We start from the raw sequence: 15,965 nt of genomic DNA, 5'->3' as shown, positions 1-15,965 counted from the left end.
TCGGCCACATATCGATGCCTGGTTGGCATTTCACGAAACCCACGCACCTCTCGCTGAATACGCTGCACCAGGTACGAACCTCCCCCACACGCAACCCTGTTGATTCAACACACCCCTCGTGATCGGCTTGCGGTGGAGCACCTTCGTGATGTTAATGGAACTCTCAACGCAACACTGCTTCACGGAAGTCTCGGGTTGCGGACGTCCAGCGCTGCCACGCGCAGCCCCCAGGCAGAGTCTCAACTCTGATGAGCAGCACAGTACTTCCCGCGGACAGGGGTGACCTGCCGCCAGGCAGGTCGTACGGGTCGATACGGAGAGCACCGGGGGCTATGGGGACAGCGGTCAACGAACCGGCACCTTGGAGTGGGGAGCACGGCGATCTCGTCGTGGTCGCGATCTCGGGTGTGCAGCGGTTCATCAGTGAGTCGAGGACGACGTCGGACCTGGGTGCCGGAAGCGCGATCATCGGCCGGCTGGCCGGGCGGGCTGCACTGGAGTGCCGGAGCCTGGGTGCGCGTCTGGTCTTCCCGGCATCGGTCGAGGCTGAGGAACGGTCCTCTGTATCCGCCTACGCGGACAAGGGTGCGCCGTTGCCGTCGTCCGTGCCCAACCGGATCGTCGCTGTCGCCTCCCCGGGTTCGGGGTCCGCTGTGGCCGCGGCAGCAGCGGAGGCGGTTCGTGGCGAGTGGGCCCGATTGGTAGAGGACGTGTGGCATCGGCCTGCCGCCACCCCGGGGATGCCGAGTGTCCAGTGGGTCTGCGTCGAGGCGGCGGCCGGTGACTACGCGCAGCAGTGGGCGGTGGCCCAGCGGACACTGGTGGCGCGGCGGCGGCTGCGGAACTTCGACGATCCGCTGGACCTGACGGATCGTGAGCTGTGTTCCCTCAGCCCGCGGTGGCCCGCCGAGCCGAAGCGCCCGCCGCACGTGCCCGCCCACGAGCAGGATCGGCTCTCGGCGGCGAACTGGGTGAAGCGCCGGTACCGCGCCCATGCGAAGCAGACCGGCGCCGGCTGGGACACGCCCGGGTCCATGCCCCCGGGTTTCCCGTCGACGAGCGCGATCGCGTCCGCTCCGTACCGGCAGTGGGTGTTGCTGGCGATGGGAAGCGATCCGGTGGGCAAAGCCGTGACCGCGTTGCACAAGGCTGTACGTCTGCTCGCCGACACCAGCCGAGAGCACGCGGTGCCGGGGCTAGACTTCGATCCCTCCCACCCCGTGCAGAAGTGGTTCGCCTGTTCGGGTGGCCGCTGGGTCTTCAGGGAGACGTGGCAGGGGGATGTCCTCGCCCGTGAGTTCGGCAGGGTCGGCGCCGAGAACCTGTCGGCTGCTGTCACCGGCGGCTTACGGGCCGTGAGCGATCTCCACAGGGCGATGGAGCAAGAGGGACTGGCAGCCCCGTCCCCTTATCTCGCCGTCATGGCACAGGACTTGGACAATATGGGGCGCTTCCTCGGCGGTGAGCCCTCTCGTGGGCGTGGACGTCTGCCGGTGACGGAAGAGCGGCACAGCCGGGTGTCGGCACAGCTTTCGTCTCTGGCTGAACGCACTGTCCGGCTCCTGCACGGCGACGAGTATTTCGGTGTTCCTGTCTACGCTGGTGGTGACGACCTGCTGGCGTTTGTGCCCGCCGAGCGCGCGCTCGCCGCGTCCCGGGCGTGCCGGGACGAGATCCCCGACAGTCTGCCCCGCGCGAGCAGTGCGGTGCTGTTCTTCCACCACCGTTCCTCGCTGCAGCATGCGGTGACCGAGGTGCAGCATCTGCTTGAGCTCGCCAAGGAGAAAGTGCCGAGGAAGAACGGGCTCGCCGTCGGCTATGTGCGGCGCTCGGGTGTGCGGGAGCAGTCGTTGCAGCCCTGGCAGCGGGCTGGGGGCGGGCCGCAGCCCGTCGACGACTTCTCCGTCTTCCTGGACAGTGCGTACGACCGCCCGCTCTCGCTGCGACTCGTCCAGGACTGCCTGCGCGACGAGGAGGAGTTGGCCAGTCTGCCCGGGGATCTCTTCTCGGCTGAGTTGGCGCGGCTGGTCGGCCGGCACAGCGGTACACGTCCGCCTACGGATGCGGTGGCGCGTGCGCAGGCGGACGCGTTGGCGCGTCTTGCCCGTGGGGAGGCGAGTCGGCAGGTGGACGCGGAAAGGCGGGTGCCCCGGTTGGCGGAGCCGGTGAAGGTGGCCGCGTTCCTGCGGCGGGAGTGCGGGGGGAGTGCGTTGTGAGAGCTTCGGTGTGGCTGGCGTTCACGCCGCAGGACACGCTGTTCATCCGCGACGGGCGGGCGTTCGACGCCGGGGTGGAGAACGCGGCGCAGGCGGTGTGGCCGACGCCGAGCACGATCGCGGGGGCGGTCACGGCGGCGTTCGGCGGCAGGGAGCCCTGCGAGGTGCGGGGTCCGGTCCTCGCACGCTGCGACTCCACGGGCGAGCGGTGGACGCCGTTCTTCCGTACCCCTGCCGACCTCGTCCGTCGGGAGGAGACGTCCGAGGAAGTGCTGCGCCTGTCCCCGGCTCCGGCTCCCGTCGGGGTTACGACGGATCTCGGGACGGTTCCACAGTGGCTCGACGGGGCGGGCTTGGCGGGCATGGGCCCGCAGTGGGGCGGCTGGCTGTCCGGCAGCACGATGACGCGGTATCTGGCCGGGAACGTGGCCGTGGAACCTGTACATCCGAAGGACGCGAGCGGCGGTTCCCTTGTGCATCTTGAGGCGGACCCCGTGGATGTGGAGCCGCACGTCGGCCTTGCCCGCGGCGCGGAGCGGACCGCGCGGACCGGGTTCCTCTACCAGGCGGCGCACCTGCGGCTGAGGCAGCGGTGGGGGTTCCTCGCTGAGTGCGTCGTGTGCGACGGCTGGGATGCCCAGCGGCGGGAGAGCGTACCGTTCGGCGGCCGGGGGCGGCTGGCCTGGGTGGAGCAGGTGTCCGGCGTCAACTGGCCGCAGGCTCCGTCTGCGTCTGTGGACGGGGACGCCTATCCAGACGGGCGGGTCGCTGTCTACGTGGCCACGCCCGCGTTGTGGCCGGAGGGCTGGATGCCGCCGCTGCGGACCTGGGCCCCCGGCTCCGAGCTCGTCGCGGCGGCCGTCGGCGACGCGCAACCGGTCGCCACGGCGACACCGGGCGAGCGGGGAGCACGCCCGATGAACCGGATGCTGCGGTGGGCGGTGCCGGCCGGGTCGGTGTACTTCCTGAAGTTCGCCGACTCCGATCACGCGACCACGTGGGCGCAAGGCAAGCAGGCGCAGGCCGAGAGGCAGGAGCGGTGCGGCACAGGAGTGCACGGCACGGCGTTCGGACGCGATCCCAAGGACCGGCTGCGCACAGCGGGTTTCGGAGTGGTTTTGACGGGAGTGTGGAAGTGAGCGGCACCCAGTACCAGTGGCTGCTGTATTTGTACGCCGAGTCGCCGGTGCACGCGGGTGCCGCGGACTCGTCCGGCGTGATCGACCTGCCGATCCAGCGTGAGGCTGGCACCGACTACCCCGTGGTGTGGGGCCAGAGCCTCAAGGGCGCTCTGCGTCAGACGGCACGCGACCGCGGGTGGAAGACGCCGGAGCTGGTCACGGTGTTCGGCTCGGAACCGTCGGAGCGGGGCAGCGACGGTGCCGACCACGGTGTCTCGACGGCGGGTCTGCTGTCCGTCGGCGACGCTCAGCTCGTCGCGCTTCCGGTGCCCACGCTGCGCCACACGTTCGCCTGGGCGACGTCCGCAGTCGCGCTCGGCCGCCTGGCCCGCAAGCACACCGCCCTCCCGGACGGCGTCCGGGAGAAGCTGTCGCCACCGGCGCGTGCACAGAGACACGTGGCCCTGGCCGCCCACGAGGAGTGGTGCGGGAGGGGTGATGAGGTCTTCGGTCCCCTGGTGATGCCGCTAGTCGAGAAACCCGACGCCCAAGTGCAGGAGTGGGCGAAGCGGCTGTCCGAGGACGCGGTGGGCGACGCGGAGGAATTCGCGCCGTTCGCCGCCAAGATGCGGCGCGACCTGCTCGTCGTCGACGACGATGCGATGCCGGTACTGAACCGGGACTGCACGCAGGTCGTCGCGCGCGTGCAGCTCAACAGCGGCAAGACCGTGAAGCAGCTCTTCTACAGCGAGTACCTGCCCGCCGAGACCGTACTCGCGGCCTCCCTGTCACTTCGCGCCCCCACTGGCCAGGTCAACTCCTACGCCGACAAGTTCGTGGAGCTGCTCCACGGGCGGCAGATCCAGCTGGGCGGCGACGAGACGATCGGCAAAGGGCTGATGTGGTGCCGCATCGTCGGAACCCCTGTCACGGCCGGGAAAGGAGAAGCCGAGTGAGCGCGCCCAAGCCGGTCGCGCGACTGGACCAGTCGATGGCCCACGCCGCCTCGAGCATGCTCCCCGATGCCGTCCCCGACAGGCTGCGGACCCGCTACCGCCAGCTTCCCGTCATGCTGCGCATCTCAGGACTGGCCGCGACATATGCATTTATCCTGTCCAGCAGCAGACCCGACCCCACGAAAGAGGTCGGCTTCGCCTACAAGCTTGTCGCCGACGGCATCCGCACCCACATCAGCGAGCACGCACTGCTCGGGCAGGGCAAGCGGTGGGTCAGCAACCGAGACCTGCTCGAAGCGTTCGCGGAAGCCGATCGCAGTGTGTACGCGCGTGTGTCGGCCGAGATCGAGGCACTGGCCGGCTGGCTGAGCCGGCTCGCCGAGGCCCGGTACCGCGAGGGCGAGTACGCGGCGGCCGAGGCCGAGAAGCGAGCGGCAGCGGAGGGCACTGCATGAGCACGCGCACCGACGAGCCCTACGGCATCCCCGTCGGACCGTACTCCACAGCTTTCTCCCTCAGCAGCGGCGGGATCCTCCACATTCGCGGCGGAGTGGGCACTGCGGGAGCCAACCCGCTGGTGGTGCTGCGCCGTACTGCCTTCGCCTCATGGTCCTCGGAGAGCGACGAGCGGTGCACGGTCGACAGCAGCGCGGTCGGAGATCTCCTCCGGTGGGCCGAGCGCGAGAGTCTCGGCCAGGACAAGAAACTCCTCGAGCAGGCGCGCGCTCGCCGGGCCCGCAGCCTGCGCGCCCTGGAACGCGACGGATACACCGTCGCTCGGCTGCACGCGCGCGTGCAGTGGCGCCTCATCATCGGCCTGGGAACAAACGACAACGCGCATGGGATCGGAACGATCTCCCTGCACGGGACGTACGGCTGGCCGTTCATCCCCGCGAGTGGCATCAAGGGCCTGACGGCCGCCTGGGCGCTGCAGTCCGATACCGAACCCGTCCTGCTCACCCGGATCTTCGGATCCCCCCGGCCGCGCGACAACCAGGATGAGGACGACGACTCGGCCGCGAGCCCCGCCGATGGGGCGGAGGAGCCCGCCCACCGGGAAGGCGTGCTGTTCCTGGACGCCCTGCCGACGGCGGTGGCACGCGTGCGGACCGACGTTGTCACCCCCCACGCCCAGCCGTACTACGAGCAGGCAGAACTTGCCCGCAACGGGCGCCCCACCAAGCCCGTACCGCCCGCGGAGCACCACCAACCCGTGCCGGTCTCCCTCCTGACGGTGCAGCAGGCGACGTTCGCCGTGGACCTTGCGGGCCGTGACGGCGACCTCGTCGCCAAGGCCGCCGACTGGCTCAGCGAAGCAGGCGACGAACTCGGGGCGGGAGCCAAGACGTCTGCTGGCTACGGCTACCTGAAGGTCGCCCCCGACCCTGCCTGGCAGCCCCAACCCGCCCCATCCGCCGAGGACTGACACAGTCATGACCATCCATATCGTCTCCGTCGGCTCCAACCTCGTCGACGCTCTGAAGGCCCCCAGCACCGTCAGAGGCCTCACGCAGGACCAGCAAGACGGCATCCAGTCCGGCAGGCCCACCGACTTTCTGGCCCCGAACGGAACCGAACCGACCGCAGCCACCGCGGACAGCGAACTGAAAGAGCTGTTCGGCAGCGCGACAGGGCAGGCACGCGACGATCTGCGGAACACCGTTGCGGTCGTACGACCGGGTATGTGGCCGGCCGGCATCAGCGCGGAACTGTCCACCCTTGTCTCGGTGACCGGACAGAGCCACCTCTCGCGGGAGGACGTGATCGTCCTCCTCGCCACGGACACGTTCGACGGCCTCACTGCCGCCCTGTGGGACGCCCTTGCCCTCACCATCGGCGATCTCGACCGCATCGTGTACCTGTCCAAACCCTCCGACCAGCCCTCGGAAACGGTCCACGACCGGGTGTTCGTCGTCCGCGTACCGGGACTGGACGCGAGCACGGATGAGGACTTCGTGAGAGCCATGGAGGGTCTGGGCGTCCTCGGCCGCACTCTCGTACGCAAGGTCGCGGTATCCGAGAACGAAGACTTCCTCTTCCACCTCTCCGGCGGCTACAAGGCAGCGATCCCCTACCTCATCGGTCTCGCCGAGGGCCTGCGCTCCCTGGACCGCAAGGGCACGGTGGAGGCATTCGTGCTGCACAAGGACAGCGGAGGCAAGCCGATCAAGCTGCCGCTGCGGCGAATGGTCCTCTCCGGCCTTCAACACCTCCTCGCTTCGTTCAACGCAAACGGAGAGCGAAACCGCCGCCCCCAAGGAGCCGACTCCCTCGAGGGCTATGCATTTGAGCGAAGGGAACCGAGCGGCTATCGCCTCACCGCTTTCGGCGCCGGCCTGCGGGCCCTCATCGGACCCCCGGACGAGACCGTGAGGCAATGAACGACTCATCGCACCTGCCAAGCGAACTCCGCGGCCTGCTGACCCGCTTGGTCGGTGGTGTGTACGAGGTCGCTAACAGCAGCCGCCCGAACGACCGGGAAGATCGGGACCGTGACGCCTTCTCGGACGCCGACATCCTGACACTGCTGGACCCCCTCATCGACCTGGAGGACAAAGACCCGCAAGGACGCTACAGCACGGAGTTGAAGCGGCTGTCTCGAAGACTGAAACGCGAACAACTGATAGCCCTCCTGTACGGTCCCGACGGCGTGCTGAAGACCATCGCGTCCGCCATGGCATCGGACTCGGATACCCCCACAGCCCCCCGGGTCTGGCTGTGGATGTGCTGGCTCACAGAAGCCGCCGCCCGCCGACTCAAAAAAGCGGACACACTGGACGCAACACTGCTGCGCCCGCTTGCCCGACGCGTGCGATTCCTGGTGCTCAGCGAGCCCTTCCGGCACCGCGGGGACTCCGAGTGGGCAAGCCCACCCGGGAACCTTGAGCAGGTCCTCGCACCCGACCGCGCCTTCGGGCAAGCTTCCTGGCCCCATCTCGCGCTGCTCGTCGAGGAGGCCCGGCGCGACTGGCTGCACACCCTGGATGCGTACCAGTCCTATCCGCGGCTCGCCTCCGCTCGCATCGACGACATCGACGAGGAACTGGTCCTCACCGTCGCGGACGACTGGTCGCACGACCAGCGTTTCTCCAGCACCCACGCCGCCCTGCACGAGCCCCACGACCCGACCGTCCGCGACAACGCCCTGCTAGGCGACATCATCAACCGCCACCTGCTGCCCCGCTTCCGCCTCCTCCACGTCGCCCGACTCGCCCCGCCTGCCGGACACGACCACTGGCGCTCCGCGATCTTCACGCTGGCGGGTGCAGCCCTGGGGCTGGCCGTCATCGGCGGCTTCGCGAACGGCTACTGGTTCCACGCAGGGGCCCTCCTCGCCAGTCTCGCGTACGCGGTCCTGATCGCCGGCGTGGTCAAGCGAGGCCCCCTGTGGGCCGCCCAGTGGCTGTTCCGCTTCCCAGCTGCCGGAGTCTTCGGCCTGTTCGCCTTGCTCGCTCTGCCCAAGAACTGGTGGGCGGACCCGCATCCGCACTGGATGGTCGCCGCGCTCGTGCTCGCGTTCGGCGCCTACGGCTATCTCGTCGTCGAAGTCCGCAACCACAACGTGGGCGGCGCGGCGTCGGCCAAGCGGGCACTCGGCGTGCTGGCCGCAGGTACGGTCCACGCCTTCCTGCTCTCCCTCATCGTCCTCGTCTCCGTCGCCGCGACCTACACGGAAGCCAACCCCGACCCGCCGGACCGTATCTCGCTTCACAACCTGTGGCACACCCATGGCGGCACGGCCTGGCAGGTCCTGGCGACGGCCACCGCCTGGTCCCTCGCGGTCGGCGTCTTCTCCCAGATCCTGTGGGACGACCGCCCCATCACCGCTCCCCTGGCCCACCTCACCTGGCGCGACGGAGGCTAACTGTGCCCTGGACAACCCTCACCCTGGAGACGACCACTCCCGTATTCAACGGCGAGCACGGCCAAAGCGGCGCCACCGTGCGAGTGCCCTCCCTCCGCGGCGGCATGCGCTTCTGGTTCCGTGCCCTGGCCGGAAACATCGTCGGCAACGACCTCGACCTCCTCGCCAAGCTGGAGCACGACGTCTTCGGCGCCACCGACCAGCAGTCGCGCATCGCACTGCGCATCCCCAACCCGCCGAAATCGGCGCCGCGCGAGATGACGAAGTCAGAGATGAACACCGGCGGCATCGAGTACCTCCTTGGGCAAGGCCTCTACGACTCACGCAAGAAACAACTTCTGCGCAGTTTCGTGCGCCCCGGCCGGACCTTCGACCTTGAAATCCGTTTCGCGCCGAAGACCTCGGAGGCCATCATCTCCCTCGCGTTCACCTCATTGTGGCTTCTGTGCGCGTACGGCGGTATCGGCTCGCGCGTGCGCCGCGGATTCGGCGGCCTGCGTATCAGCGAGGTGGCGAAGGACTCGCTGCCCGACGGCTGGGGAGCCGACAGCCTCATCACACCACAAGCGCCCCATTACCAGAGGCTGAGCCATCTCACCGCCGAACACGGCATCATGAAGCAGCACCGGAAGTGGCTCGCGGCACTGGAGTCCGCCCCCTCCGACCTCGACTCGCGCCCAGATCCCTGGGGCGACACCCTCCCCACCTACCCGGTACTTGGACGGCACACCGCCGTAGCTCTGCGCCCAGGCAGGACCGACTGGCCGGGACTACTGACTACCGCCGGAGACGAGTGGCGCCACTTCCGGGCCAGCGAGGACACGGCCAAGAGCGTGCGAACACCCGAATACCGAAGCGTCGTCCACGGAACCTCCAAGGACTTCCCGCTCGGCGCCCTGGGCTTGCCCATCTCCTTCTTCGACGGCAGGGAGACCTACGTCGCAGAGGTGCGCGGAGAGGACGGCGGCTCGCTCAGAAGAGCCTCCCCCGTATGGCTGCGCCCCGTCGGAACGGGCAACGGTACACAACTGTTCTCCTTCGCCTTCCTCGGACGCTTCCTTCCCCCGGCTCCCGACCAACCGCACGTCTACCTGGGTGACAAGGAACTGCGGGTCACCGACCAAGACATCGCCGACCGCGCCGGACGGTGGCTCGACAAGATGCGGGCCGGGGGTACCTTCGTACGGAATTCGAAGGGGCGGTGAGACCTGCGTGCCCGTCGCCCTGACGTTCAACTTGCGTACAGGACGCCCCTGGAAACCGGATACCCGCCAACTCCACGGCCTGGCCTGCGCCCTGTTCGAAACACCCGACACCGACCACGAGGCACCCGTCAAGCTGTTCACCGTTCAGGAACCGATCCCGGACACCCCCACCAGCCTGAGCCTCCACGCCTCCTGGTACGGGGAAGGAGCCTTGCCGGAGGAGGTAACAAGACCGCGCACCGTCCGCCTCGGCAACACACGTTGCGTGATCACACGGGCGACGTCGTGCACGCGGTCATTCACAGAACTGGCCAGGGGAGAAGGAGTGACCAGGGCGACTCTTACGTTCCACTCCCCCACCTACTTCACCCGCAGCGGCGAACCCGACCTCACCCCGGACCCGGCCCTGATCCTAGGCAGCCACCGCAGAAGCTGGAACACAGCAGTCGGCGCCAACTCGCCCCTCCGCACCACCGACGACGCCTGGCAGAACCTCCGACAGGCACTGCGCATCGAGGGCCTGAACATCACCACCGCCCGACGCGACTCGGGCTACGCCTACCCCCGCCCCGGATTCACCGGCTCCGTCACCCTCCGCCTCGCCCGCAACGCCACACCACAGACCCAACAACTCTTCGCAGCCCTCATCCGCTTCGCCCCGTACGCCGGCACCGGCGCCGGCACAACCCACGGCTTCGGAGCCACGACGAGCAGGCTGCCCGGCCAGCGAAGAAGCAAGGGCGGACCGCAACCGACAGCAGGCATCCGCAGGTCCAGCGCAGCGGCCGGAGGGGTGACCACATGACACACCCAAGCCCCGCTTCAGACACCCGTAACCGCCCTCAGGCCAGAAGTCCCTCCAAGGCGATTCCCGCGCAAGCCGTTTCCGCAGTTCAGCGGCACCAACTCAACGCATGAGTGGCGTGCGTCACAGTTCCGGCGATCACCTACCGCGCTCCCCGCGCGTCGGACATCATCGATGCAGGTCAGCCACCTCGCGCGGCGGGAAGCATTTCCGCTGACGCGCAGCCCGCAGGGCATAGAAACCTCGTTGCCGAACTGATGAGGATTGACCGGCATCATTTCCGCTGACGCGCAGCCCGCAGGGCATAGAAACTAGACTCGATGCGAAGCTTCAGCCAGTTTCCTTCGGTGGGCATTTCCGCTGACGCGCAGCCCGCAGGGCATAGAAACGTACGTACCGTTCTCGTACGCCTTGATGAACGGCTTATTTCCGCTGACGCGCAGCCCGCAGGGCATAGAAACGTAATGCTTCTCAGTCCACCAGTATGCGTAGAACGTCAGAACATTTCCGCTGACGCGCAGCCCGCAGGGCATAGAAACGGACTTCCATTCGGTTTCCCAGAACCGGCTCTAGCCACATTTCCGCTGACGCGCAGCCCGCAGGGCATAGAAACTCCTCGGCGTTCTCCTCGGCCTCCAGCTTTTCCCTCATTTCCACTGACGAACAGCCCGCAGGGCATAGAAACAAATCGCCCAACGACATGATGTTGCCTTTCCTAGTGCATTTCCGCTGACGCGCAGCCCGCAGGGCATAGAAACGCAGCCCTTTCGACCTCTTCGGCGATGTATTCCATATTTCCGCTGACGCGCAGCCCGCAGGGCATAGAAACGTTGAAGGTCGCCGCCTTCGCGGTCGACGTCGCGTATTTCCGCTGACGCGCAGCCCGCAGGGCATAGAAACCGAAAACCAACCCCAGTCGCCGTGCTCTTCCGGATTGAATTTCCGCTGACGCGCAGCCCGCAGGGCATAGAAACCGATCGCTCCGGTGATGTCGCCGCCGACCTCGTTGATTTCCGCTGACGCGCAGCCCGCAGGGCATAGAAACCGTTCCTGCAATTGCGATGGATGCGATCGCTGATAACCCAAATTTCCGCTGACGCGCAGCCCGCAGGGCATAGAAACCGTTCTCTTGGTACAGGGAGAACATGGAGGTTACCATTTCCGCTGACGCGCAGCCCGCAGGGCATAGAAACGATTGGCCCTGTCACTGCTGCCTCATATCCCCCAATTTCCGCTGACGCGCAGCCCGCAGGGCATAGAAACGATTGGCCTGGGGTCGTTCTCCAGCTTGATCACGACATTTCCGCTGACGCGCAGCCCGCAGGGCATAGAAACTTTCGACCAGGTTGTCTTCGTCCAAGTTGTTCGATTTCCGCTGACGCGCAGCCCGCAGGGCATAGAAACGACTTCCGCTCAGCAGCGGTAGCAACGGACATGTATGGTATTTCCGCTGACGCGCAGCCCGCAGGGCATAGAAACCTCCTCCACGAGGGTTGCCCACTTTTTCTGATCTCCGAATTTCCGCTGACGCGCAGCCCGCAGGGCATAGAAACGAGGCAGGGAATCACTGCTGGGATTGAACACCTGCAATTTCCGCTGACGCGCAGCCCGCAGGGCATAGAAACTCGGATTTCTCCTTCTTGAGACGATGACCTACCTACCTATTTCCGCTGATGCGCAGCCCGCAGTGCATGCTGCAACCGGTCGCCTTCCCGACCTGTCACCTCGCGCGAAGGGAGATGCCCTCATGGCCGAGCTCCTCCACCGTGCCGCCTCCGAAGCGTCGCTCCTCGACGCATGGCGTGAGGTACAGGCCAATGATCTTGAGGACGGGGTGCCCAATCCGCATGTGTCCGCGTACGCCGACGGCGTGCTCGGGCGGCTGGGGACGCTCAGCACGGCGTTACGTGACGGGTCGTGGCGGCCGTCGCCCGTGTACGCGATGGAGATCGGGAAGAAGTCGGGTGGCAAACGACTGCTGGCCGTGCCAGCGGTGGAGGATCGGATCGTCGAGCGCGCGATCATGGAGGTAATCGACGACATCATCGACGCCGTACTCCTGCCGTGGTCGTACGCCTACCGCAAGGGGCTCTCGGTCGCCGACGCGCTGCACGACCTCGCCACCGCACGGGACGAGGGTGTACGGTGGGTGGTTCGCGCCGATATCAAGGACTGCTTCGAGAAGATCCCTCGGTGGCCCGCCCTCACCCGACTCCGTGAGGTCGTTCCCGATGCAGAGGCATGCCATCTCATCGGGCAGCTCGTCAACCGGCCCGGGGTGGGACCGGCCGCGCGGCGCATCCGGTCCGGGCGCGGTCTGCACCAGGGCAGCTCACTGTCGCCCGTACTCACCAACCTCTACCTTGACTCGTTCGACCGGGAGATGCTGCGCGCCGGATTCCGGGTGCTGCGCTACAGCGACGACTTCGCCGTACCCGTCGCCACTCAGACCGAGGGCGAACGCGTCCTGGAGTTCGCCGAGCAGGCGCTCGAACGGCTCGAACTCGACCTAAACACTGATAAGTCGCGCATCGAGAGCTTCGACGAGGGCGTCGAGTTCCTCGGCAAGACCACCACCGCGCGCTCCGGCACACGGGCGGCAACGCACATCTCGCCGCTGGAGTCGACCGTGTACGTCACCGAGCCGGGCGCCTCGCTGCGCACCAAGGGCGGGCGGATGCGCGTCGTCCACCGGCAAAGTCAGCTGTTGTCCGTGCCATACGAGCGAGTGCGGCAGGTGGTATGCACCGCTCCCGTGACCTTGACCAGCCCGTTTCTACGCCGCGCTTTGGAACACGGGATCGACGTCGTACTCACCGAAGAAGACGGCGAGTTCCTCGGACGCCTGCTGGGGCCCCAGGGATCCGATGTCTGGTTGCGTCATGAACAGCATCGCCTCGCCGACAAGAACCAGGCCAAGCTCGCCCTCGCCGCGTCCTTCGTCGCTGGGAAGATCGCCAACATGCGGACCTGCCTGCTCCGCACCGCCCGGGCGGGAAAGCTCAACGGTGTCGAAACGGTGGCCGACCGGCTGCTCGCCGCACGCAGGGCAGCTCTGGATGCCGCCTCACCCGCGGTGCTGATGGGCACCGAGGGTGCCGCCACCCGCGACTACTTCGCCGCCCTGGGCGCCGCGCTCGGGCCGACATGGGCGTTCACGCACCGGCGGCGCCGTCCCCCTCCCGACCCCGTCAACGCCATGCTCTCCTTCGGCTACACCCTCCTCACCCGGGAGGCCGTCGCCGCTGTCGAACTCGCCGGGCTCGACCCGGCCGTCGGCTTCCTGCACGAGATGCGCCGCTCACGGCCCTCCCTCGCGCTCGACCTGGTCGAGGAGTTCCGCCCCGTCATCGTCGACCACCTCGTTATCGGCCTCTGTACAGCCTCGAAGGTCAGCCCGGCCGGATTCGCCACCGACGAGAGCGGTGAGCGCGGCTGCCGCATGGACCGCGACACGCTCCGCACCTTCCTTGCCGCGTACGAGCGGCGCATGCTCACCGCCGCCCACCACCCGACCACCGGGCGGCGCGTCTCCTACCGCACCGCGCTGACCGTCCAGGCCCGCCACCTCGCCAACGTCATCACCGGCCGCACCCCGGCCTACACCCCCATCGGCTGGCGGTGACCACCCGACATGGCCTACACCCTGCTCGTCAGTTACGACATCGGCGACGACGACCGGCGCGCCGAGATCTCCGACCTTCTGGCAAGCCATGGCGCCCGCGTCCAGTACAGCGTCTTCGAGGTCACGCTGCCCACGAAGAAGACGATCCAGCAGCTCCGCAGCGCACTGCGCAAGCTCATCGACCGAGACGAGGACCAGGTCCGCCTCTACCCCTTGCCCGCCACCACCCTCAACGAACTTGTCATCCTCGGCAACCGCCGCCTCGAGGAACGCGCCGACTTCTGGATCGTGTAACAGATGACGACGATGCCCCACCCTTCGATCTGCGCCTGGCACCCCGCAACCGCCCTACGCCGGCGACACAGCCGACAACACAACGCTCGCGCAGAACATCGCCGCCGCGACCGACAACTACCGAGACCGTCTCGCCGGCACCCGACACCCTCATCAGGGGTTCTGCAGAGGTGCGGCGACCCCGGGCTTCACGGTCAGAGTGAGACGGTCCCCGTCACCACCAGCGAACCCCCGCCGACCAGCACCGAACCGGCTTCCCATGTTTTGCTGCTCCTGCCGGGGGCGCCACTGAGAGCCCTCCCTCCGGGAGGGCCTTTTTGCTGGTCAGAGCGGGTGCGGCTCGACACGGTGAAACCCCGAACACGCCCCCAACGATCGAGGGAAGGCTCCGGGGCTGTCCGGCTGTCACCGGGTTTCTGCGGGTGGCCGCGGTGAATACGCGGGGAAGTTCTCGACTGCAAGGATCAGCCAGCCTCGAGCTGCTCAGGCAGATCTCAGGATAGTGATCCCTCTCAGCGCGGCGGCGCGCGGCCCAGCGCCTCGGGCCGACGCTCCTGCGTTCGTCCCGTTCCGGCCCGGCCTCCGGCCGCAGGTTAGGCGGCGAGAGGTGGGCAAAGGGGAAGCGGCACGCCCGCCCGTTTGCCCGTGCCGGGACGATGTCGGCGAGCAACGCGTCGCGGACCGGGCCCCGCAGGCCGCAGGTCCGCGCATCTGCGCGCAGAGGAATGAGCCGCCGAACGGCGGTGGTGGCGTAGCCGCCGACCGACCTGGCGGCGCCGGGCGGGATCGTCCGGATACGAGATACCCACCGCGCCGCTGCCGTCGCGTCATACTGCTGGCGAGTACGACGTCAGACGATGTGGCGGCAGACGGGGGTGGAGGCATGTCGACCTCGGGTGGTGAGCGCCAGCCGCGCGGTGAGCTGTTACGGCAACGTACGCGGGCACATTTCGTGGGCCGGCGCACGCAGGTGTCGCTGTTCACCGAGAACTTGGCGAAGGATCCGCTGTCGGAGAGGGATCCGGCGGAGTTCCTGTTCCATGTGCGCGGGGTGGGCGGGGTGAGGAAGTCCACATTGCTGCGGCAGTGGGGGGACGTAGCCCGGCGGGCCGGTGCGGTAACCGCGGTCGTGGATGAGGGCGACGTCCACGGCGTAGTGCAATCTCTGTCGGAGTTGGCTCGGCAGCTGGCTGACGAGACGGGTCCGCTCAAGGGATTCGATCGGGCAGTCGAGCAGTTCCGCCGGGAACAGCAGGCAGCGGCCGAGCCGGTACCAGCAGAGGGCGCTGGCGGGGCGGAGGGCGGTGCGTCGTTGTCGAGCCGCTTGGTAAGTCAGGCCACGCTGGGGGCGGTGTCGTTGATTCCCGGGGCCTCGATGGTGACCGCGATGGCGAATCCGGAGGCCACGGCGCAGGGCCTGGACCGACTGCGGGCGGGTGCCGGAGCACGGGGGCGTCGAGGGCGAGCACGTGGCGCGGCCGAGGTGAGCCGAGCGTTCGTCACCGAGCTGGACCGATTGTGCGGCCAGCACCGGTGGGTCGTGCTGTTCTTCGATACCTGGGAGCAGACTGGCCGTTATCTGGACGGGTGGTTGCGAGATTTGCTGCAGGACGCCTTCGGGTCTCTGCCGGCCAACGTGATGGTGGTGCTGGCCGGGCGCGACGAGCTGGTGGAACGGGAATGGGCACAGTTACGGACCGTAGTGGTTGACGTACCGCTGGAGGTGTTCACCGAGGTCGAGACGCGAGCCTTGCTGGCCACACGCGGGATGACCGATCCGGGGCGGTGGAAGCGGTCCTGCAGCTATCCATGGGCCTGCCGCTGCTCGTGGAGCTGTGCGCCCTGGCCGGGCCGGCTAGTACTACAGGGCTAGATCTG

General features: G+C 67.7%; 12 protein-coding genes and 1 CRISPR repeat array. All 12 genes read left to right on the top strand.

Translation table 11 applies throughout. The features are described from left to right. Nucleotides 1-332: 332 nt before the first annotated feature. The 12 genes from VXC91_RS26850 (at nt 333) to VXC91_RS26795 (ending at nt 15,960) form a co-directional block, all read left to right on the top strand. Nucleotides 333-2,216: a Cas10/Cmr2 second palm domain-containing protein gene (locus tag VXC91_RS26850; RefSeq protein WP_329509913.1), complete on the top strand. Its 1,884-nt coding sequence runs from the start codon at nt 333-335 to the stop codon at nt 2,214-2,216. After that, complete coding sequence (locus VXC91_RS26845) at nt 2,213-3,355, top strand: type III-B CRISPR module-associated Cmr3 family protein (protein ID WP_329509912.1); 1,143 nt, start codon at nt 2,213-2,215, stop codon at nt 3,353-3,355. Before VXC91_RS26850 ends, VXC91_RS26845 begins: the two co-directional genes overlap by 4 nt. After that, complete coding sequence (gene cmr4, locus VXC91_RS26840; RefSeq protein WP_329509911.1) at nt 3,352-4,293, top strand: type III-B CRISPR module RAMP protein Cmr4; 942 nt, start codon at nt 3,352-3,354, stop codon at nt 4,291-4,293. Before VXC91_RS26845 ends, cmr4 begins: the two co-directional genes overlap by 4 nt. Further along, nucleotides 4,290-4,748, top strand: coding sequence for a type III-B CRISPR module-associated protein Cmr5 (gene cmr5, locus VXC91_RS26835; protein WP_329509910.1), 459 nt, complete (start codon nt 4,290-4,292; stop codon nt 4,746-4,748). The genes cmr4 and cmr5 overlap by 4 nt, the downstream gene beginning before the upstream one ends. After that, on the top strand, nt 4,745-5,719 hold the full coding sequence (gene cmr6, locus VXC91_RS26830) for a type III-B CRISPR module RAMP protein Cmr6 (RefSeq protein ID WP_329509909.1): 975 nt from the start codon (nt 4,745-4,747) through the stop codon (nt 5,717-5,719). The genes cmr5 and cmr6 overlap by 4 nt, the downstream gene beginning before the upstream one ends. A gap of 7 nt (nt 5,720-5,726) precedes the next feature. Then, nucleotides 5,727-6,674: a hypothetical protein gene (locus VXC91_RS26825; protein WP_329509908.1), complete on the top strand. Its 948-nt coding sequence runs from the start codon at nt 5,727-5,729 to the stop codon at nt 6,672-6,674. After that, nucleotides 6,671-8,158: an APC family permease gene (locus VXC91_RS26820; RefSeq protein WP_329509907.1), complete on the top strand. Its 1,488-nt coding sequence runs from the start codon at nt 6,671-6,673 to the stop codon at nt 8,156-8,158. Before VXC91_RS26825 ends, VXC91_RS26820 begins: the two co-directional genes overlap by 4 nt. A 2-nt stretch (nt 8,159-8,160) precedes the next feature. Then, nucleotides 8,161-9,363: a type III-B CRISPR module RAMP protein Cmr1 gene (gene cmr1, locus VXC91_RS26815; protein WP_329509906.1), complete on the top strand. Its 1,203-nt coding sequence runs from the start codon at nt 8,161-8,163 to the stop codon at nt 9,361-9,363. 7 nt (nt 9,364-9,370) lie between these two features. Beyond that, the gene (cas6, locus tag VXC91_RS26810; protein WP_329509905.1) at nt 9,371-10,168 is read left to right on the top strand and encodes a CRISPR system precrRNA processing endoribonuclease RAMP protein Cas6; all 798 of its coding nucleotides are present in this window, start codon (nt 9,371-9,373) and stop codon (nt 10,166-10,168) included. A gap of 206 nt (nt 10,169-10,374) precedes the next feature. Then, nucleotides 10,375-11,793: direct repeats of the CRISPR family, unit length 36 nt; unit sequence ATTTCCGCTGACGCGCAGCCCGCAGGGCATAGAAAC. A gap of 122 nt (nt 11,794-11,915) precedes the next feature. Next, a complete protein-coding gene (gene cas1, locus VXC91_RS26805; protein ID WP_329509904.1) occupies nt 11,916-13,793 on the top strand; it encodes a CRISPR-associated endonuclease Cas1 in 1,878 nt (625 codons plus the stop codon). Between the two features lie 9 nt (nt 13,794-13,802). Continuing rightward, nucleotides 13,803-14,087 (top strand): CRISPR-associated endonuclease Cas2, encoded by a 285-nt coding sequence (gene cas2 / locus VXC91_RS26800; protein WP_329509903.1) that lies wholly within the window; start codon nt 13,803-13,805, stop codon nt 14,085-14,087. A 952-nt stretch (nt 14,088-15,039) separates the two neighbouring features. Next, complete coding sequence (locus VXC91_RS26795; RefSeq protein WP_329509902.1) at nt 15,040-15,960, top strand: hypothetical protein; 921 nt, start codon at nt 15,040-15,042, stop codon at nt 15,958-15,960. Nucleotides 15,961-15,965: the final 5 nt, after the last annotated feature.

This window comes from Streptomyces chiangmaiensis (genome assembly GCF_036281785.1).
Taxonomy (GTDB): Bacteria; Actinomycetota; Actinomycetes; order Streptomycetales; family Streptomycetaceae; genus Streptomyces; species Streptomyces chiangmaiensis.
Note: the sequence above shows the minus strand (reverse complement) of the source record. Positions and strands in the feature narration are given on the sequence as shown.

What these genes read in the sequence shown, in the direction of transcription:
- cmr6 (WP_329509909.1), top strand. Translation starts at nt 4,745, where the DNA reads ATGAGCACGCGCACCGACGAGCCCTACGGCATCCCCGTCGGACCGTAC.
- VXC91_RS26820 (WP_329509907.1), top strand. Translation starts at nt 6,671, where the DNA reads ATGAACGACTCATCGCACCTGCCAAGCGAACTCCGCGGCCTGCTGACC.
- VXC91_RS26850 (WP_329509913.1), top strand. Translation starts at nt 333, where the DNA reads ATGGGGACAGCGGTCAACGAACCGGCACCTTGGAGTGGGGAGCACGGC.
- VXC91_RS26825 (WP_329509908.1), top strand. Translation starts at nt 5,727, where the DNA reads ATGACCATCCATATCGTCTCCGTCGGCTCCAACCTCGTCGACGCTCTG.
- cas2 (WP_329509903.1), top strand. Translation starts at nt 13,803, where the DNA reads ATGGCCTACACCCTGCTCGTCAGTTACGACATCGGCGACGACGACCGG.
- cas1 (WP_329509904.1), top strand. Translation starts at nt 11,916, where the DNA reads ATGGCCGAGCTCCTCCACCGTGCCGCCTCCGAAGCGTCGCTCCTCGAC.